Consider the following 16255-nt stretch of genomic DNA (forward strand, 5'->3'; position numbering starts at 1 on the left):
GTGCCGGTGGCCGGCGTTGGCGAATCGATAAATGCTAGGTGTAGGCGGTGTCAGCAGGGCCGGATGGACGTGACAGCCACCGAAACATGTCCTGCCTCCGCCACGTACTCAACCTGTCAGCCGGGTCGGCGATCATGCCTTCCCGGCTTGCCGTGTCAGCATAACCATGCGCCGAGCACAAGCACGCAGCACCTGCGATTCGTCTACGTCCCCCTTTTGGGCGGTTCGCCGGTACTCAACGCTATGCGAGACAACATGAAACGGATGCTTATCAATGCGACCCAACCCGAAGAGCTTCGGGTCGCGCTGGTTGATGGACAACGCCTTTACGATCTGGATATTGAATCAGGCGCACGAGAGCAGAAAAAAGCCAATATTTACCGCGGCAAAATTACCCGCGTTGAACCCTCCCTTGAAGCGGCCTTCGTGGACTTTGGTGCAGAACGCCACGGCTTCCTCCCGCTCAAAGAAATCTCCCGCGAATACTTCGTTAAAGACGTCTCTGGTCGCCCAAGTATCAAAGAGGTACTAAGAGAGGGCCAGGAAGTTATCGTGCAGGTGGATAAAGAGGAGCGCGGCAATAAAGGCGCAGCGCTTACCACCTTTATCAGTTTGGCAGGCCGCTTTTTGGTGCTGATGCCCAACAACCCCCGTGCAGGCGGTATTTCCCGCCGTATTGAAGGGGAAGAGCGCACCCAGCTGAAAGACGCCATGGGCCAGCTCACCGTACCCGACAAGATGGGCCTGATCGTGCGCACAGCGGGCATCGGCCGTAATCCGGAAGAACTTCAGTGGGATCTGGACTACCTGGCCCAGGTATGGGAATCGATCACCACTGAAGCAGCCAAGCAGCCTGCCCCGTTCCTGATTTACCGTGAATCCAACGTTATTATCCGGGCCATGCGTGATTACCTGCGCCAGGACATTGGCGAGGTGCTGATCGACAGCCCCGAGATTCACGCTGAAGCGCTGGGCTTTATCCGCCAGGTGATGCCGTCATACCAGCAGAAAATTAAGCTTTATGCTGACGAAGTGCCGCTTTTCTCGCGTTTTCAAATCGAATCACAGATCGAAACGGCCTACCAGCGTGAGGTAAAACTCCCCTCTGGCGGCTCGATCGTGATCGATCATACCGAAGCGCTGGTGTCGATCGACATCAACTCCGCCCGGGCAACCCGCGGCAGCGATATCGAAGAAACCGCTCTGCAAACCAACTCTGAAGCGGCCGATGAAATCGCCCGCCAGCTACGCCTGCGTGATATCGGCGGCCTGGTGGTTATCGACTTTATCGACATGGGCCCGGCACGCAATCAACGCGAAGTTGAAAATCGCATGCGCGACGCCTTGAAGCTTGATCGCGCTCGCGTACAGATTGGGCGCATTTCACGCTTTGGTCTGATGGAAATGTCCCGTCAGCGACTACGCCCCTCACTGGGTGAAACCAGCGGCGTGGTATGCCCGCGCTGTAACGGTCAGGGCACTATCCGCGACGTACGCTCGCTTTCGCTCTCGATCATGCGCCTGATCGAAGAAGAAGCCATGAAAGAGCGTAGTGCGCAGATCCGCGCGATTCTCCCGGTGCCAGTGGCTACCTACCTGCTCAACGAAAAACGTAGCGTACTGGCCGATATCGAGTCGCGCCAGGGTGTGCGCGTTGTGCTGCTGCCCAACCCGGAAATGCATACGCCTCACTACGACGTGCAGCGTTTGCGCGATGATCATTTAGACGAAGACGACACCCAAACGCTATCGAGCTTCGAGCTATCGACCGATACCGAAGTAGGCAAAGAGCCAGACCCAAGCTTTGCGCCACCGACTCAGCGTGCTGAAGCCGCCGTTAAAAGTGTCACACATAACGCACCGGCCCCGGCGTCACTACAAACCGAAGAACCTGCCCCTAAAGCAAAAGCAGCCGCGCCTGTGGTCAACACGGAAGAGCAGCCGAGCGTTATCGGACGCTTTATTCGCGGTTTCGCAAAACTCCTGGGCAGCGATGACAGCAGTTCCGCAGAGCCTGCGGATAAGCCAAAAGAACCGGCACCTCGTCGCCAGACCGAACGCAGTAGCCAAAAAGCGGCCCAGCCAGGCAGCGAGACTAAGCAAAAGCCTGCCCGCAACGAGCGCAGCGAAAGCAGCAAGTCTGAGCAACGCAATAGCCAGTCGCGTAATGCAAATACCAGCGCCAATACCAGTACCAACAACAATGCCGGTGACGATGCCAACGATAAGCGTAGCGGCCCTACCCGCACCCGCAATCGGCGTCGCAACCCGCAGCAAGATGATGCAAAAACGCAGGATAACACCAGCAAGAACAACCGTCAGAAAGACACGCCTGCGGTAAAACCTGCGGTAAAAGAAGAAAGCCGCGACGCCCCCAAAGCGGCGCAGAAAGAGCCTCGTCGCGAGACCCAACGCGACACTCAGCGCGATGCCAAACCTGCCAAAGAGGCGGCACGCAACGAAGCAGAGAAGCCAGTAGCGAAAGAGGATGACAAGCCTAAACGCACGCGCAATAACCCGCGTAGTCGTTCACGCAAACAGGCCGTTAACCCGCAGGCAGAAGCAGAACAGCTACAGCTGCAGACTCAAGCAGCCGAAGAAGCGTCAAACGCTGATACGGCTGCCGCAGAGCCGGTAACACCTGAAGCTAACGCGCCGCAAGAAACGCTTACCAGCGCTACAGCGACACAGCTGCCGGATGCTCAGCCGACCGACGAAAGCGCAAGTGCCAAAGCGCAGGAAGCCAGCCCCGCCGAGGAAAACACCTCAGCGGCAGCGCCTGTGTCTACGCCTGAAGCCTCTCAGCCTGAAGAGCTAACGTCCGAGACGACGCCGTCTGAAGAGACTGTCCTTGAAGAGCCTAATCTTGCAGAGACCAAGCTTGAAGAGACTAGCTCTAAAGAACCCGGCTTTGAAGAAAACAGCTTTGAAGAAACCAGCCTTGAAGCAAACAAGCATAGCGAGGCGAAGCCTGAAGAACTGGCTATAGAAAAGCCTGCATCTGCAACGCTGATTGCTGAAGAGCCTACTGTTGAGAAATCGGTTGCCGAAGAAGCAGCTGTAGAAGAGCGCTTAAGCGATGAGCTGGCAACCGCAGCAAAAGGCGACGAGCCGATAGCTGCAGATGCTCAGCCACAGGCCGATGAAAAACCAGCTTATACCTCTGAAACCATTGCTCCTGAAGCCAGCGGCGCAGACGTTATTTCTCAGCCTATCGCCGAGACTCATAGCGAGACAGCGAACGAAGCCGATAACGAAGCAGACAGCCACGCCGATAAAACGCTGGCCCCCTCTCCTACGGAGCTTGCTGAAAGCGGCGTAGCCGATGAGCCAAAAGAGATTGCCCCGGTAAGCGCCCAGGCAGACGCGATGCCTGCTCAGGAGGCTAATGCAAGCCAACCTGAGACAGATACCGCGCCCGCTATTAATTCGGCCCCGGACGTGACCACTGATGCCATCGATGCTGAAAAAGCACCGTTTTCAGAAGCTCAGGCCACACTATCGACTAGCGACGAAGTAACGGCTGAAGAGACGCCTAAACCTCGTCGTCGTACCCGTGCGCATAACGATCCTCGCGAACTGCGTAGGCAGCAAGCACAAGAGGCTAGCAAAGAGTAATTTGCTAACTGCGCAAAAAACCCCGCCGAGGCGGGGTTTTTTTATGCATCAAAAGCATTAGATCAGACGCGGCTCAGGCTCTAGCAACACGTTAAAACGCGCATTTACCTGCTCGACAAGAGAGTCAGCAAAGCGCATAAGCCCCTCTCGGTCACCACCCCCTAGATGCACCAGCACTAACGCTTGGCGGTCATGCACGCCAAAAGCGCCTTCACGCGTGCCTTTTAAACCACACTGATCAATCAACCAGCCTGCGGCCAGCTTGGTTTGACCATTGCTTAACGGAAAATGCGGCATGCCTGGGTAGCAAGCGAGTAACGCCAGCGCCTGCTGGGATGAAACAATCGGATTTTTAAAAAAACTGCCTGCGTTCGCCAGTTGCTTGGGGTCAGGCAGCTTCTCTTGTCGGATAGCCGATACTGCATTGGCGACATCCAACGGGCTCGGCGCATTAGATAAACGCGAGGCAAGATCGCCATAGTGAAGCTTAAGCGCAGGCTGCCTGGAAAGCCGCAGCACCAGTTGGGTAATCACGACGCGCCCATTTAAAGCATTTTTAAATAGGCTATCGCGGTAGCCAAACGCACAGTCGGCATTGTTGAGCCAGCGCGTTTCTCCCGTTGCAAGTTCCATGACCTGCAAAGCCTGAAGGCTATCGGCAAGTTCAACGCCATAAGCACCAATATTCTGCACCGGCGCTGCACCACAGTCACCGGGAATGAGGGCCAGGTTTTCGATGCCCCATAGGCCACGGGCAGCCGTATTAAGCACCAACGCATGCCAGTTAACGCCCGCCCCCACATGCACCAGCACATCATTACCATCGCGGGTCAGCCACCACTGGTTTAATGCCGGGCGTATCGCAAGCCCGGCCAAACGGGGCGGCAATAATACGTTGCTCCCACCGCCCAGCAGGGTTACCGGCCATTGCTTACGTCTGGCATAGGCCAGCGTACGGCGTAAAGCGTCAAGCGATGCAGGCTCAGCGTAATAGTCGGCAATACACGGCAGGCGCAACGTATTGGCAGAGGTGAGATCAACGCACTCATCGATTAGCGCAGTTTTTTGCGTAGCTAAAGCTATCACGCGGAGTCACTTCTTAAATGTTGAATCAAACCGTGCGACGCGGCTTCAATCATATCCAGCACGTCCTCAAACCCCTGGTCACCACCGTAGTAAGGATCCGGTACCTCTGCCCCTGGCGTACCCGCGAAGTCCAAGAAAAGCCCCACATACGCCTGGCTTTTAGAAGGCTTCAAGGCGTGCATTGCTTGAAGGTTAGCGTTATCCATAGCCAAGATGTAATCGAAGTCTAAGAAATCACTGGCCGTTAACTGACGAGCGCATAGCGGGCTCAAATCGACGCCCCGGCGCTTGGCCGCCACCTGCGCCCGTTGATCAGGCGCTTTGCCCACATGCCAGTTGCCTATCCCGCAAGAGTCGATCACTACCTGCTCACCCATGCCCGCGTCTTCCAGCGCGCGGCGAAAAACGCCCTCGGCAGTGGGCGAGCGACAAATATTGCCTAAACAAACGAACAGTACCCGCGTCACACAGCGCTTCCTTGTACGTTGAGAGTATTTAAAAAAATGTTTTAATCATCCGGCGTTAACAAAGCGCGTACGCGATCCAGATCTTCCTGAGTATCGACCCCGGCAGGATTAACCTCGCAGGCCAGTGCCACTTGAATTAGGTGACCATTGTGTAGCGCACGCAATTGCTCGAGCTGCTCTAACTGCTCAAGTGCTGACGCTGGCCAGTCACGATAAGCGGCTAAAAAACCTGCCCGGTAGGCGTAAATCCCGATATGGCGTAGCCAAGCATCCGTTTCAAGCATCGCAGGCGGTTGCTTGAACTGCTCACGATCCCAGGGAATCGGTGCCCGGGAGAAATACAGTGCGCGACCCTGCAAGGAGCGCACTACTTTGACCACGTTAGGATTAAACAGCGAATCGACATCGTTGATCGGTTCAGCCAACGTAGCGATAGATGCCTCGGGATCCTCAGCCAAGCGTAACGCTACCTGATCAATCAATGTAGGGGGGATCAGCGGCTCGTCGCCCTGCACGTTCACCACTAGCTCATCGTCATGCAACGCCAGGATTTGGGAAACTTCAGCCAGCCTGTCAGTGCCCGAAGCATGATCCGCGTGGGTCATGACGACTTCTGCTCCGTAGTGCACCATAGCGTCGCGAATGCGGGCATCATCGGTGGCGACTACCACGCGGCTGGCCTGACTTTGACAGGCGCGCCGCCATACGTGAGCAACCATGGGCTCACCGGCAATATCAAGCAGTGGCTTACCCGGCAGCCGGGTCGATCCAAAGCGGGCCGGCACAATGGCCGTAAACGTGGGAAACGCCATTACAGGTCTCCCGTGCGTCCTGGTGAGGTTGGCAGCTTTTCATCTGCATCCATTACCCGGGCTTCTTCAGGCAGCATCACGGGAATGCCTTCCTGTATCGGATAAGCCAGGCCATCGTAATGACAACGCAACTCTTGCGACTCGCGGTCGTATTTTAGCTTGCCGTTACATAACGGACAGACCAACATCGCCAGCAGTTCCTTATCCATGCGTGCATCCCCTTCAGGATAAAGCCGACAGTTTGACTGTCAGCCAGTGTTCGAATTCTAGCGGAAGCGTGGCTTCCACTTCTAATACCCAGCTATTGGACGGGGCAATCTCTTTACATTTCACCGCATCTTTGGCGGTCATGACCACGGGGCGCTGCTTAGCAGGGGAAAATATAGCCTCACTAAAGCGCTGGTGATCTGCAAGCGCCAGCATCTCGCCTTCCACACCCAGTTCGCGCAGCGTGGTAAAAAACCGCTCAGGGTTGCCAATGCCGGCAACGCCATACACAGGCAGACTAAAGGGTAACGGGGTTAGTGGAAAACGCTCACCATCTTTCAGGCGCCGCCAAGCGACCGGCATTAACTGCATTGAGGTTGCATCAATTGGCAGTGAGTGGCGCATTTCACCATTCACGATCACGCCATCGACACGCGCTAACCGCCGGGGTGATTCGCGTAGCGGCCCTGCAGGCAGGCAGCGTTGATTGCCCAGCCCCCGCGCGCCATCAATCACCACAAGCTCTATATCGCGCTCAAGCGCCAAGTGCTGCAAGCCGTCATCGCTTAAAATTATATCGCAGCCGAGATCCACCAGCGCCTGCGTGCCGCGGGCACGCTTTGGGTCTGCAACGACAGGCAGCGCGGTTTGCTGGGCAAGCATGACCGGCTCGTCACCGCTTTGTGCCGGGTCAGTAGCCGGGGTAACGTGAAGCGGGTAGTGTTCAGCGTTACCCCCATAGCCGCGGGTCACAATGCCCGGCGACCAGCCTTGTGCCACCAGCCAGCGGCCCAACCACGCGACCAAAGGTGACTTACCCGTACCGCCAAGCGTGATATTACCTACCACGATCACCGGTACCGGCGCTCGCCAGCTGACCTTTTTCCCACTGGCATACGCGGCTTCACGGCGCTTCATGATGTATCGATAAAGCGCCCCCAAGGGGCGTAACGGGATAAGCCAAGGGCTATTATGATAGCCCCCTTCAAGCCAGCGTTGGGCTAGCGTCATGGCGCTTCCTGGAACTGCAGTTGATGCAAGGCCGAATAGGCGCCACCCGCTTCCAGCAGCGCCTGATGAGTGCCCTGCTCAATAATCCGTCCTTGATCCATGACCAGAATACGGTCGGCGCGCTCAATCGTTGATAGCCGATGGGCGATTACCAGCGTGGTACGCCCTTTGCATACATGCTCCAGGGCTTTTTGAATATAACGCTCTGACTCGGTATCGAGTGCCGAAGTAGCCTCGTCCAAAATCAGTATCGGGCTATCTTTAAAGATCGCTCGGGCAATTGCCAGACGCTGCCGCTGGCCGCCAGACAGCATGACACCGTTTTCCCCCACTACGGTTTCATAACCTTGAGGAAGCTTTTCGATATACTCACTGGCATAGGCAGCCTTTGCCGCCGCTTCGATAGCCTGACGATCAGGATTCGACGTGCCATAGGCAATATTATCGGCAATCGTGGCGTTAAACAGCGTTACCTGCTGTGAGACCAGACCAATCTGCTGACGCAGGGGCCCTAACGCGTACTCATCAATATTCACGCCGTCAATTAGAATGCGCCCTTCATTGAGACGATAAAAACGCGGCAACAGACTGACCAGCGTTGATTTACCGCTGCCCGAGCGGCCCACGATCGCCACCAGTTCGCCTGGCGCGACGTGCAAATTGATATCGTGAAGCACGCCCGGCTGCTCGTCTGCATAGCGAAAGCTAACGTTCTCCAGGGCCACTTCACCGCGTAAACGCCCAGGTATGCGTGTGCCGGTATCCTGTTCGGGCGCCAAATCCATCAGCCCAAACAGTTCAGAGGCCGCGGCAATACCTTTTTGAATATCGCTATTAATTTCGGTGAGCTGACGCACTGGCTTGATCATCAGGGCAGCGGCCGTAATAAATGCCACAAATTCACCTGGAGTCATATCGGCCATTAATGCCGGTGACATGGCCAACCACACCAGCAGCGCCATGGAAATGGCGACCAGCATCAGAATGACAGGAGAGCTTATCGCTCGGGTCTTGGCCTCTTTCATGCTCTGCCTGCGGTTTTCTTCGCTTACGCTTTTGAAACGCTGCTTTTCGTAATCTTCCGCGCCGTGGGTGCGCACCACCCGATAACCCGACAAGCCTTCTGAGGCAACATGCGTGACATCGCCCATTGAGCTCTGAATCCGCTTGGAGATACTCCGAAAGCGTTTGCTGACATAGCTTACGACCGCGGCGATGACTGGCGTAACGCCTAAAAACAGCAGCGTCAGCATCCAGTTCGTCCAGAACAGATAGCCAATCAACCCGACGACAAACAGACCTTCGCGCAGAATAACGGTAACGGCATTGGTTGCCGCCCCGGCCACCTGCTCGACATGGTACGTTACCCGGGAAACGAGATGACCGCTTGAGTGCTGGTCAAAAAAGCGCCCTGGCAAATGCAGCAAGTGAGCAAATACATCGCAGCGCAACGTGTGGATGACATAGCGACCTACATACGCCATGTAATAGGTACTCAAAAAAGTACCCACCCCGCGCGCGGCAAACATTAAAACGACAAACAGCGGCAAAAATAGCCGAAAAGCCGCATCCGGATTTTGAATACCGTCAATGAGGCGTTTCATCATTTCCGCAAGCGCCGTACTGGATGCGGCATAAACCACAAATCCAATGACCGCTAGGGCAAATGCTCGCCAATGCGGTTTTACATAGCTCAGCAGTCGTTTATAAAGAACCCAACCTGAATCAGTCACACGCGCTCCTGGCAATAGTGTGCAATGCGCTGAATTCTACCTTATGGCGAGGCGCATCAACACCGCTTAGCGCTATCCGGTTGCGGGCGCATGGGTGTGATAATCACTGGATGATCTTTTTGCAGCCAAAAGCGCAGCGCACCATCGTGTCCCGTATTCCACAGGCAGCTGCCTTGTTTTCGAAAACGCCGTACCACATCATCCACTGGGTGCTGAAAAGGGTTGTTACGTCCAGCACTAAAAATAGCGTGATGGGGCGCGGCATGCTGAACAAACTGAACGCCGGAACTGGTGCGGCTACCGTGATGTCCGGCCACCAATACGCTGACGGGCAAATCAACATCGCGCAGAAAGCGCCGTTCGATATCGCGACTGACATCCCCGGTAATTAACAGCCGCTTTTCGCCTACGCTAACTTCCAGCACGCATGAGCGATCATTGGCGGAGTAAGTATTAGACCCGGCGGGTGGCCATAAAAAGCGATAGGCTATGCCATCACGCTGCCAAGCTTGCCCGCGCTCGCAGGCGGTGGCCATTACCGGCAATGATTCACCTACCGGTGCTTGCCAGCGCGCCACGCTGTGGTCTTCAAGCAACGCTCCAATGCCCCCGGCATGGTCGATATCGGCATGGCTTACGATCACTTGATCAAAATGCTGGTTAGGCGACCAAAGCGTTTGTAGCGGCATAAAGCCTGCCTGAAAACGCGGGCCCGTATCGTAAAGCAGGCGGTACTGCTGGCTGCGCAGCTCAACAAGCTGGCCTTGGCCCACGTCATGCACGGTCACGCGCAGCTTACCTTTGGGCATGGGCTCCTGAGGTGACCACCAGGGAAGCAACACCGCGAGCAGCACCGGTCCACCTCTTAACCAGGGAGGCACACTCGGCAGCCCCCAGCACAGCGCCAGCCATAAAAGCACACCGCTTAAGGGATAGATGAGCGTCTGGTCAGGCTCCCATAGCGGCCATAGCTGCACTACCTGGGTAAGCAAAGCGTAAAAAACGCCCAGCGCCTGCTCAAACAGCCACCAGACGCCTGTGCCAAGCAAGGGTAGCGGCGCGAAAATCCAACCCAACAGCGCCAAAGGCACCATCACAGAACTGACCCAGGGCACGGCGATTAAATTGATAAGTGGCGACGCAGGCGCGATACGTTCAAAGGCAATAAGAACGGCAGCCGCCATTAGCGGAGCCAGCAATAACTGTGAGCGCAGCAGTGCCCAGCACCAGCCTTTAATGCCCCGCGGCCGAGAGCGTCCCTGCCAGATAATAATCAACCAGCCAACGGCCAGAAATGAAAGCCAGAGTCCAGGGCGCCATAATGACAGCGGATCGATCACAACAACTAACCCAAGCGCCAGCCACCAGGCCTGCCAAATGCCCGGCGCATGCCGCCCGCTCAGCACCCAGAGGCCCACCAGCGCCATCACCATGGCCCGCATCGCCGGGGGTGCCAAGCCTGCCAATGACGCATACCCAACGGTAACCACCGCCGCTGCCCACCACGGCCAAGCGCGCATCCGCCAGTTGGTGGGAGTGATTAACCGTGACGCCATTCTCGCCAGAAGTAGCGCAAACCCGGCCACCAAACCAACATGCAAACCTGAAATCACCACTAAGTGTGTGGTTCCCGTGGCGTTGAGCAGCGCCCAGTCATCCTGGGTTAACCGGTCGCCCTCACCCAGCGTCAAGGCGGCCAGCCAACGGCGCGTCCGCTCGCTCAGTGGCTGGTTATCCAATACATCTAGCGCCATTAGGCGTACAGAGAAGCCAGCATCCGCCAGTTTTACCGCTGCTGGCTCCTGACGCACATACCCGGTTGCGTGAATGCCCTCTCGCCATAGCCACTGTTCAAAATCAAAGACATCAGGATTAGCAAAACCACTGGGGGGGCGCAGGCGCAGCGTCAAACGCCACTGCTCTCCGGCTTGATAAACGCTATCGCCATACGCCGTGACACGTACTTTTTGGAGCGCCCGGAAAGAAGGCGCATCGCTGGGCGCTTCACACGCATTAACGCTTAGCAGCAGCCGCTGGGAGCCACCGGATGCGGTGACGCTAAGCAGCGTGGCATCCACAACGACATCTTCACCATTGAGCCCAACCGGAAGCTGGCTAGCCCACTCCTGATGAATACCTACAAAAACCCAACCACCGATCAATAACCATATAGCCGCCTGAGGCCGCCAGACCATTAACAACAACGCAGCCAGCAAACCAACGCCTACAAAAGGATTAATGAGCCCTGTCATGCCGCTTACCCCAGCGATAATAGCGCCTGACAGGGCCGCCATTGCAGCCGGTATCGCAACGCCCAACGGCATACGACTCTCCTTGGCATAAGAACTTCACACACTCGGCATAGCCTAAGCACTACGCTATATGGATAATGGGTGCACTAATAGGCAAGAGTACCTGACATGCCGCGCCGTTTCCTGCAGCGCTATATGCCTAAACCCGATATGTTACGGCAGCAGCGATCTCTACGCTTTATGGCGCCGCTGATTGCTGACCCGGGTCTGTGGCTTTTAACTCGCCGAAGCGTTGCCAATGCGTTTAGCGTCGGCTTGTTTTGCGCCATGCTACCCATACCTTTTCAAATGGTGGTCGCGGCTATCGGTGCACGACTTAGCCGCTGTAACCTGGCCCTGTCGGTAAGTCTTGTCTGGATCACCAACCCCCTCACCATGCCGCTTATTTTTTACTGCAACTATCGGCTGGGTACCTTCATTCTCGGCGCGCCGGTACGCGAGGCGCCAACGCGTATTTCAACGCGCTGGATTGCTGAACAGATGCACGATATTTTGCCCCCATTGGTGGTCGGATCACTTGTTACGGCCATTGTTTTGGCGCTGGTGGCCAATGTCGGCATTCGCCTTATCTGGCGTTGGCACGTGTCCTATAACTGGAAACGCCGCCGCCAAAACAGGCAGCGGCGTCGGGCGCGGGTCGAATCTGAGTTCGATGATTAAGGCGTGCGGGGCTGCTCGATAAGCTTGCCTGCATCCAGTTTAAGCACCCTATCCTGATGCGCCGCCAGGCCCACGTCGTGGGTCACGATAACGAAGGCGCAGGCGCTCTCTTTAGCCAACTCATCCATCAAGGCCAGAATGGTCGCGGCGGTCGTTTGATCCAGGTTCCCCGTCGGCTCGTCCATCAGCACAAGGCTTGGATCAGTTACCAGCGCGCGGGCAATTGCCACACGCTGACGCTCACCGCCAGAAAGCTCGCCCGGCTTATGGTCGGCTCGCGCTTTCATCCCGACTCGCTCAAGAATCTGCATTGCACGTTTTTCAGCGGTTTTTTTCGACTGACCGCGAATAATCAATGGTAACGCTGCATTTTCAACCGCGGTAAACTCCGCCAGCAGATGGTGAAACTGGTAGACAAAGCCGATATAGCGATTGCGAAACTTCCCTAAGGCCGCCTCGTTTAATGTAGAAAGCGGTTCGCCCGCGATCACTACTTGGCCATTGCTAGGCCGATCCAGCCCGCCCAGCAGGTTAAGTAGCGTCGTTTTACCCGACCCTGAACTGCCCACGATCGCCACACGCTCACCGGCACGCACGGATAGCTCAAGCTTATCAAGCACGGTTAAGTCTTGCGGACCTTCGCTATAAACGCGTGTTAAATCATGGCAATTCAGCATAATGGGCGGCTCCTGAGCCTTTGCCCCGGAGCCTGGCGTAGCGGTAGACGACGCGGCAGTTAACGGCGTAGTAGTAGACATGGAAGCATCCTTATTCATAGCGCAGAACATCCGCCGGTTGAACACGAGCAGCGCGCCAAGCGGGGTACAGCGTGGACAGGAACGTTAGACCGAAGGCCGCCAATACAATGTTGCGAACGTCGTCCCACTGCAGTTGAGATGGCAAGTCGCTAATAAAGTAAACGCCTGCATCCAGGAACTGAATACCAAAGGCCGCTTCAAACCAACCGATCAGATCCGAGATTGTCAGCGCCAGCAAAATGCCCACGGCCACGCCAATGGCAATCCCCATCAGGCCAATGGCCAATCCTTGAACGATGAAAATACCCATGATAGAGCGTGGCGTTGCGCCAATGGTGCGCAAAATAGCGATATCCGCTCGCTTGTCGGTGACCACCATGACCAGGGTAGAAACAATATTGAAAGCGGCGACGGCCACAATAACGGTTAACAGCAGCGCAATCATGCGCTTTTCCATTTGAATGGCCTGGAAAAGGTTGCCATGCGAGGACGTCCAGTCAGTACCGCGGTAGCCCGGCCCTAAATCATTAACGATAGCCTGAGTTTCACTGCCGGCTATAAACAGATCGTTAAGCTCCAGGCGCAAGCCACCTACCGCATCGCCCAGGCGGGCCAGCGTTTGCATATCTTCAATATTGGCGTAGGCAAGATTGGCATCAAGATCAGCGCCAACGCTGAAAATACCGCTAACGGTAAAGCGCTTTAAACGCGGGAAAACACCTGCCGGTGTAATGGATGCTTCAGGCACCAGCAGCGTCACACGATCGCCGACGCCAACGCCCAACTGGCGTGCCAGCATTGAGCCAAGCACCACATTCCACTCACCCGGCACCAGGTCGGCAAGCGCACCTTGGCGCATATGCTGACCGATAATGGATACCTGATCTTCCCAATCAGGGTTAATACCGTTGACCATTGCCCCTTGGTTACGACCAGCGGCAGAGAACATACCCTGCTGCTCAACATACGGTGCTGCACCAATGACGCGCTCGCGCTGGATCAGCTCGTCGGCCAGCGCTTCCCACTCGACCATCCCTTGGGTTGCCTCGATTTTCGTATGCGGCACCATTCCTAGAATGCGCGTGCGCAGTTCGTGGTCGAAACCGTTCATGACCGATAACACCAGGATGAGCACCGCCACCCCCAGCATGAGCCCCAGCATCGATGTTAATGAAATAAATGAAATAAAGTGATTCCGGCGTTTGGCGCGCACGTAGCGCAGCCCCACCAGGAAAGGCAAACGATCAAGCATGGCGTCATTCCTTATTAATAAGCGCTCATGGTACGGTTTTTTTAGCAATACTGCATGTGCAAACGGCCATTAGAGCGACAGAATACAGGCCCGTTCCCTTAAACCACGTAGGGCTTGCAAGTTACCCCGCGACCCCCTACATTGCGCCCATTTACGCTGGCGCAATCGGCGAGCGTTTGTGTTTATCAAAAGATCTTACCAAGAGGCTCTGCGACGTTGGCTAACATGACTTATCGCCTGCTGCCTGAATGGCATCCACAAGACGGTTTACAGCTCACCTGGCCACGCCCTGATGGCGACTGGGAGTCGCTGCTATCGCGCATTGAGGCAACGCTTGAGCGCATTGTACTGGCAACCGTTCGTTATCAGCAGGTGGTTATCAGCATGCCTGATGAGGCAACCTGCGCCCGGGTGCGGGCAACATTCGATGCCTACGGCGTGCCGGCTCACAAGCTATTACTGATAGTGGCGCCCACGGATGATACCTGGGCACGCGACCACGGCCCAATCAGCGTGGTTGATGACGAAGGCCAGCCAGTAATGCTGGACTACACCTTCACCGGTTGGGGCGGCAAATTTCCGGCCAGCAACGATAACCAGCTGACACAAGCGCTAGCGGACGCAGGCGTTTGGGCGTGCCCAATTGCTTCACGCGATATGGTGCTGGAAGGTGGCGCGATTGAAACCGATGGTGAAGGCACGCTTTTAACCACTGAAGCCTGTTTGCTCAACCCTAACCGCAATCCGCATTTGACCCGACAGGACGTTGAAGCGCTGCTGGCTGACGACTTTGGCGTCGACCGCGTGCTGTGGTTAACCAACGGCCACCTAGAAGGTGACGATACGGATAGCCACGTTGATACATTGGCGCGTTTTTGCAATCCCACGACGATTGCCTATGTTCGCTGCGACGATCCGCAAGATCCGCATTATGCCGCGCTACAGGCCATGGAGCAGGAGTTAAAAGCTTTTCGGCAGCGTAACGGCGAAGCATACCGGCTTGTACCACTGCCTTGGCCACAGGCATGCTTTGATCCTGAAGACGGCCATCGGCTGCCAGCCACTTATGCCAACTTCCTGATTATTAACGACGCGGTGCTGGTACCCACCTATGGTGATCCAGCAGATACTTTGGCGCTCATGGCGCTAGCCGATGCGTTTCCAGACCATGCGTTGATCCCCATTGAGTGCTCAAGCGTTATTCGTCAGCATGGCAGCCTACACTGCTTAACCATGCAGCTACCCAAAGGTACGCTGACAGCGGCCTCTTCCAACCAGTAAGGAGCTACGATGTCTATAAAGTCGACAACTGACCTAACGGTTGGAATAGTTCAGCAGCCTGCCTGGCCCGATAAAGCGCAGAGCCTTGACGCCAGCGAAGCGGGCATTCGGGATGCGGTAAAGCGCGGCGCGCAGCTGGTCATGCTTCAGGAGCTGCATGCTACCCACTACTTTTGCCAGTTTGAAGACCCGGCGCTGTTTGATTTGGCCGAGCCGCTGGATGGGCCGACCGGCCAGCGCCTGGAAGCGTTAGCCCGCGAGCTGGATATCGTACTGGTGGGTTCACTGTTTGAACGACGTGCGCCTGGGCTTTATCACAACACCGCCGTGGTATATGACCGCGATAAAGGCCGCGTAGGTCAGTATCGTAAAATGCATATTCCCGATGACCCGGGCTTTTATGAAAAGTTTTATTTTACGCCCGGTGACCATGACGCGAGCCGTGCAGAAGGGTTTACCCCGATTGATACATCGCTTGGCCGTTTAGGCGTTTTGGTATGCTGGGATCAATGGTATCCGGAAGCCGCACGCCTGATGGCCTTGGCGGGCGCCGACTTGCTGCTTTACCCCACGGCCATTGGCTGGGACCCCAACGATGATATCGCCGAGCAGACACGTCAGAAAGATGCCTGGACGCTGATTCAGCGCTCCCACGGTGTCGCCAATGGCTTGCCGGTGATCGTCGCTAACCGTATTGGCTTTGAGGCCGACCATTCAGGTGTCGGTGACGGCATTCAGTTCTGGGGTGGAAGCTTTATCTGTGGGCCTCAGGGCGAGCTGCTTGCCCATGCAGGTGAAGAGGCCGAGCAGCTGGTCGTCACTATCGATATGGCGCGCTGTGAAAACACCCGGCGCATCTGGCCTTATCTGCGTGATCGCCGCATAGATGCCTATAGCGATTTAACCCGCCGCTTTCGCGATTAGGGTCGTAACAAGCTCATAAAGCAAACGCCTGCCAGATGACTCTGGCAGGCGTTTTTTTGGCGCTTATCTTCGGTACTAATCTTAGATGCTAATTTTAAGTGCTTATCTTAAGTGCTTATTTTAAGTACTTATCC

Annotated in this window: 13 protein-coding genes; 4 read left to right on the forward strand and 9 right to left on the reverse strand. The window is 56.0% G+C overall.

The features are described 5' to 3' along the window. Positions 1 to 255: 255 nt before the first annotated feature. Positions 256 to 3618 carry a ribonuclease E gene (gene rne / locus INT33_RS01270; protein ID WP_192537287.1) on the forward strand — a complete coding sequence of 1121 codons (3363 nt, stop codon included), beginning with the start codon at positions 256 to 258 and terminating at the stop codon, positions 3616 to 3618. 57 nt (positions 3619 to 3675) lie between these two features. On the opposite strand, the gene murB is transcribed toward rne, so the two are convergent. Genes murB through INT33_RS01305 form a run of 7 tightly spaced genes read right to left on the reverse strand, consistent with a single transcriptional unit; the run spans position 3676 to position 11258 of the window. Then, positions 3676 to 4704, reverse strand: a complete 1029-nt coding sequence (gene murB / locus INT33_RS01275; protein ID WP_318782739.1) for a UDP-N-acetylmuramate dehydrogenase — start codon at positions 4702 to 4704, stop codon at positions 3676 to 3678. Beyond that, on the reverse strand, positions 4701 to 5171 hold the full coding sequence (locus INT33_RS01280) for a low molecular weight protein-tyrosine-phosphatase (RefSeq protein WP_192537285.1): 471 nt from the start codon (positions 5169 to 5171) through the stop codon (positions 4701 to 4703). The genes murB and INT33_RS01280 overlap by 4 nt, the downstream gene beginning before the upstream one ends. A 41-nt stretch (positions 5172 to 5212) precedes the next feature. Further along, positions 5213 to 5983: a 3-deoxy-manno-octulosonate cytidylyltransferase gene (gene kdsB / locus INT33_RS01285; protein ID WP_192537283.1), complete on the reverse strand. Its 771-nt coding sequence runs from the start codon at positions 5981 to 5983 to the stop codon at positions 5213 to 5215. Beyond that, a complete protein-coding gene (locus tag INT33_RS01290) occupies positions 5983 to 6192 on the reverse strand; it encodes a Trm112 family protein (RefSeq protein ID WP_018915794.1) in 210 nt (69 codons plus the stop codon). The genes kdsB and INT33_RS01290 overlap by 1 nt, the downstream gene beginning before the upstream one ends. A 13-nt stretch (positions 6193 to 6205) precedes the next feature. Beyond that, positions 6206 to 7201, reverse strand: a complete 996-nt coding sequence (gene lpxK, locus INT33_RS01295) for a tetraacyldisaccharide 4'-kinase (RefSeq protein WP_192537281.1) — start codon at positions 7199 to 7201, stop codon at positions 6206 to 6208. Further along, on the reverse strand, positions 7198 to 8934 hold the full coding sequence (gene msbA, locus INT33_RS01300) for a lipid A export permease/ATP-binding protein MsbA (RefSeq protein ID WP_192537279.1): 1737 nt from the start codon (positions 8932 to 8934) through the stop codon (positions 7198 to 7200). The genes lpxK and msbA overlap by 4 nt, the downstream gene beginning before the upstream one ends. Positions 8935 to 8990: 56 nt before the next feature. Then, positions 8991 to 11258 carry a DNA internalization-related competence protein ComEC/Rec2 gene (locus INT33_RS01305; protein ID WP_192537277.1) on the reverse strand — a complete coding sequence of 756 codons (2268 nt, stop codon included), beginning with the start codon at positions 11256 to 11258 and terminating at the stop codon, positions 8991 to 8993. Between the two features lie 96 nt (positions 11259 to 11354). On the opposite strand from INT33_RS01305, the gene INT33_RS01310 reads away from it, so the two are divergent. Next, the gene (locus INT33_RS01310; RefSeq protein WP_192537276.1) at positions 11355 to 11906 is read left to right on the forward strand and encodes a DUF2062 domain-containing protein; all 552 of its coding nucleotides are present in this window, start codon (positions 11355 to 11357) and stop codon (positions 11904 to 11906) included. On the opposite strand, the gene INT33_RS01315 is transcribed toward INT33_RS01310, so the two are convergent. Both INT33_RS01315 and INT33_RS01320 read right to left on the reverse strand, forming a co-directional pair. After that, positions 11903 to 12664 (reverse strand): ABC transporter ATP-binding protein, encoded by a 762-nt coding sequence (locus INT33_RS01315; protein ID WP_407648019.1) that lies wholly within the window; start codon positions 12662 to 12664, stop codon positions 11903 to 11905. The two genes, INT33_RS01310 and INT33_RS01315, sit on opposite strands and share 4 nt — an antisense overlap. A 10-nt stretch (positions 12665 to 12674) precedes the next feature. Next, complete coding sequence (locus tag INT33_RS01320; protein WP_018915789.1) at positions 12675 to 13916, reverse strand: lipoprotein-releasing ABC transporter permease subunit; 1242 nt, start codon at positions 13914 to 13916, stop codon at positions 12675 to 12677. 225 nt (positions 13917 to 14141) lie between these two features. Here INT33_RS01320 and INT33_RS01325 point away from each other — a divergent pair, with 225 nt between their 5' ends. Next, positions 14142 to 15197: an agmatine deiminase family protein gene (locus INT33_RS01325; protein WP_192537274.1), complete on the forward strand. Its 1056-nt coding sequence runs from the start codon at positions 14142 to 14144 to the stop codon at positions 15195 to 15197. A 9-nt stretch (positions 15198 to 15206) separates the two neighbouring features. After that, on the forward strand, positions 15207 to 16121 hold the full coding sequence (locus tag INT33_RS01330; protein ID WP_192537272.1) for a carbon-nitrogen hydrolase: 915 nt from the start codon (positions 15207 to 15209) through the stop codon (positions 16119 to 16121). The last annotated feature ends 134 nt before the right edge of the window (positions 16122 to 16255 follow it).

It is taken from the genome of Halomonas colorata, assembly GCF_014897985.1.
Lineage (GTDB): Bacteria > Pseudomonadota > Gammaproteobacteria > Pseudomonadales > Halomonadaceae > Vreelandella > Vreelandella colorata.

Excerpts from the sequence above, each read along its gene's own strand:
- rne (WP_192537287.1), top strand. The coding sequence starts at position 256 with ATGAAACGGATGCTTATCAATGCGACCCAACCCGAAGAGCTTCGGGTC.
- kdsB (WP_192537283.1), bottom strand. The coding sequence starts at position 5,983 with ATGGCGTTTCCCACGTTTACGGCCATTGTGCCGGCCCGCTTTGGATCG.
- INT33_RS01290 (WP_018915794.1), bottom strand. The coding sequence starts at position 6,192 with ATGGATAAGGAACTGCTGGCGATGTTGGTCTGTCCGTTATGTAACGGC.
- lpxK (WP_192537281.1), bottom strand. The coding sequence starts at position 7,201 with ATGACGCTAGCCCAACGCTGGCTTGAAGGGGGCTATCATAATAGCCCT.
- INT33_RS01305 (WP_192537277.1), bottom strand. The coding sequence starts at position 11,258 with ATGCCGTTGGGCGTTGCGATACCGGCTGCAATGGCGGCCCTGTCAGGC.
- INT33_RS01310 (WP_192537276.1), top strand. The coding sequence starts at position 11,355 with ATGCCGCGCCGTTTCCTGCAGCGCTATATGCCTAAACCCGATATGTTA.
- INT33_RS01315 (WP_407648019.1), bottom strand. The coding sequence starts at position 12,664 with ATGTCTACTACTACGCCGTTAACTGCCGCGTCGTCTACCGCTACGCCA.
- INT33_RS01320 (WP_018915789.1), bottom strand. The coding sequence starts at position 13,916 with ATGCTTGATCGTTTGCCTTTCCTGGTGGGGCTGCGCTACGTGCGCGCC.
- INT33_RS01325 (WP_192537274.1), top strand. The coding sequence starts at position 14,142 with ATGACTTATCGCCTGCTGCCTGAATGGCATCCACAAGACGGTTTACAG.
- INT33_RS01330 (WP_192537272.1), top strand. The coding sequence starts at position 15,207 with ATGTCTATAAAGTCGACAACTGACCTAACGGTTGGAATAGTTCAGCAG.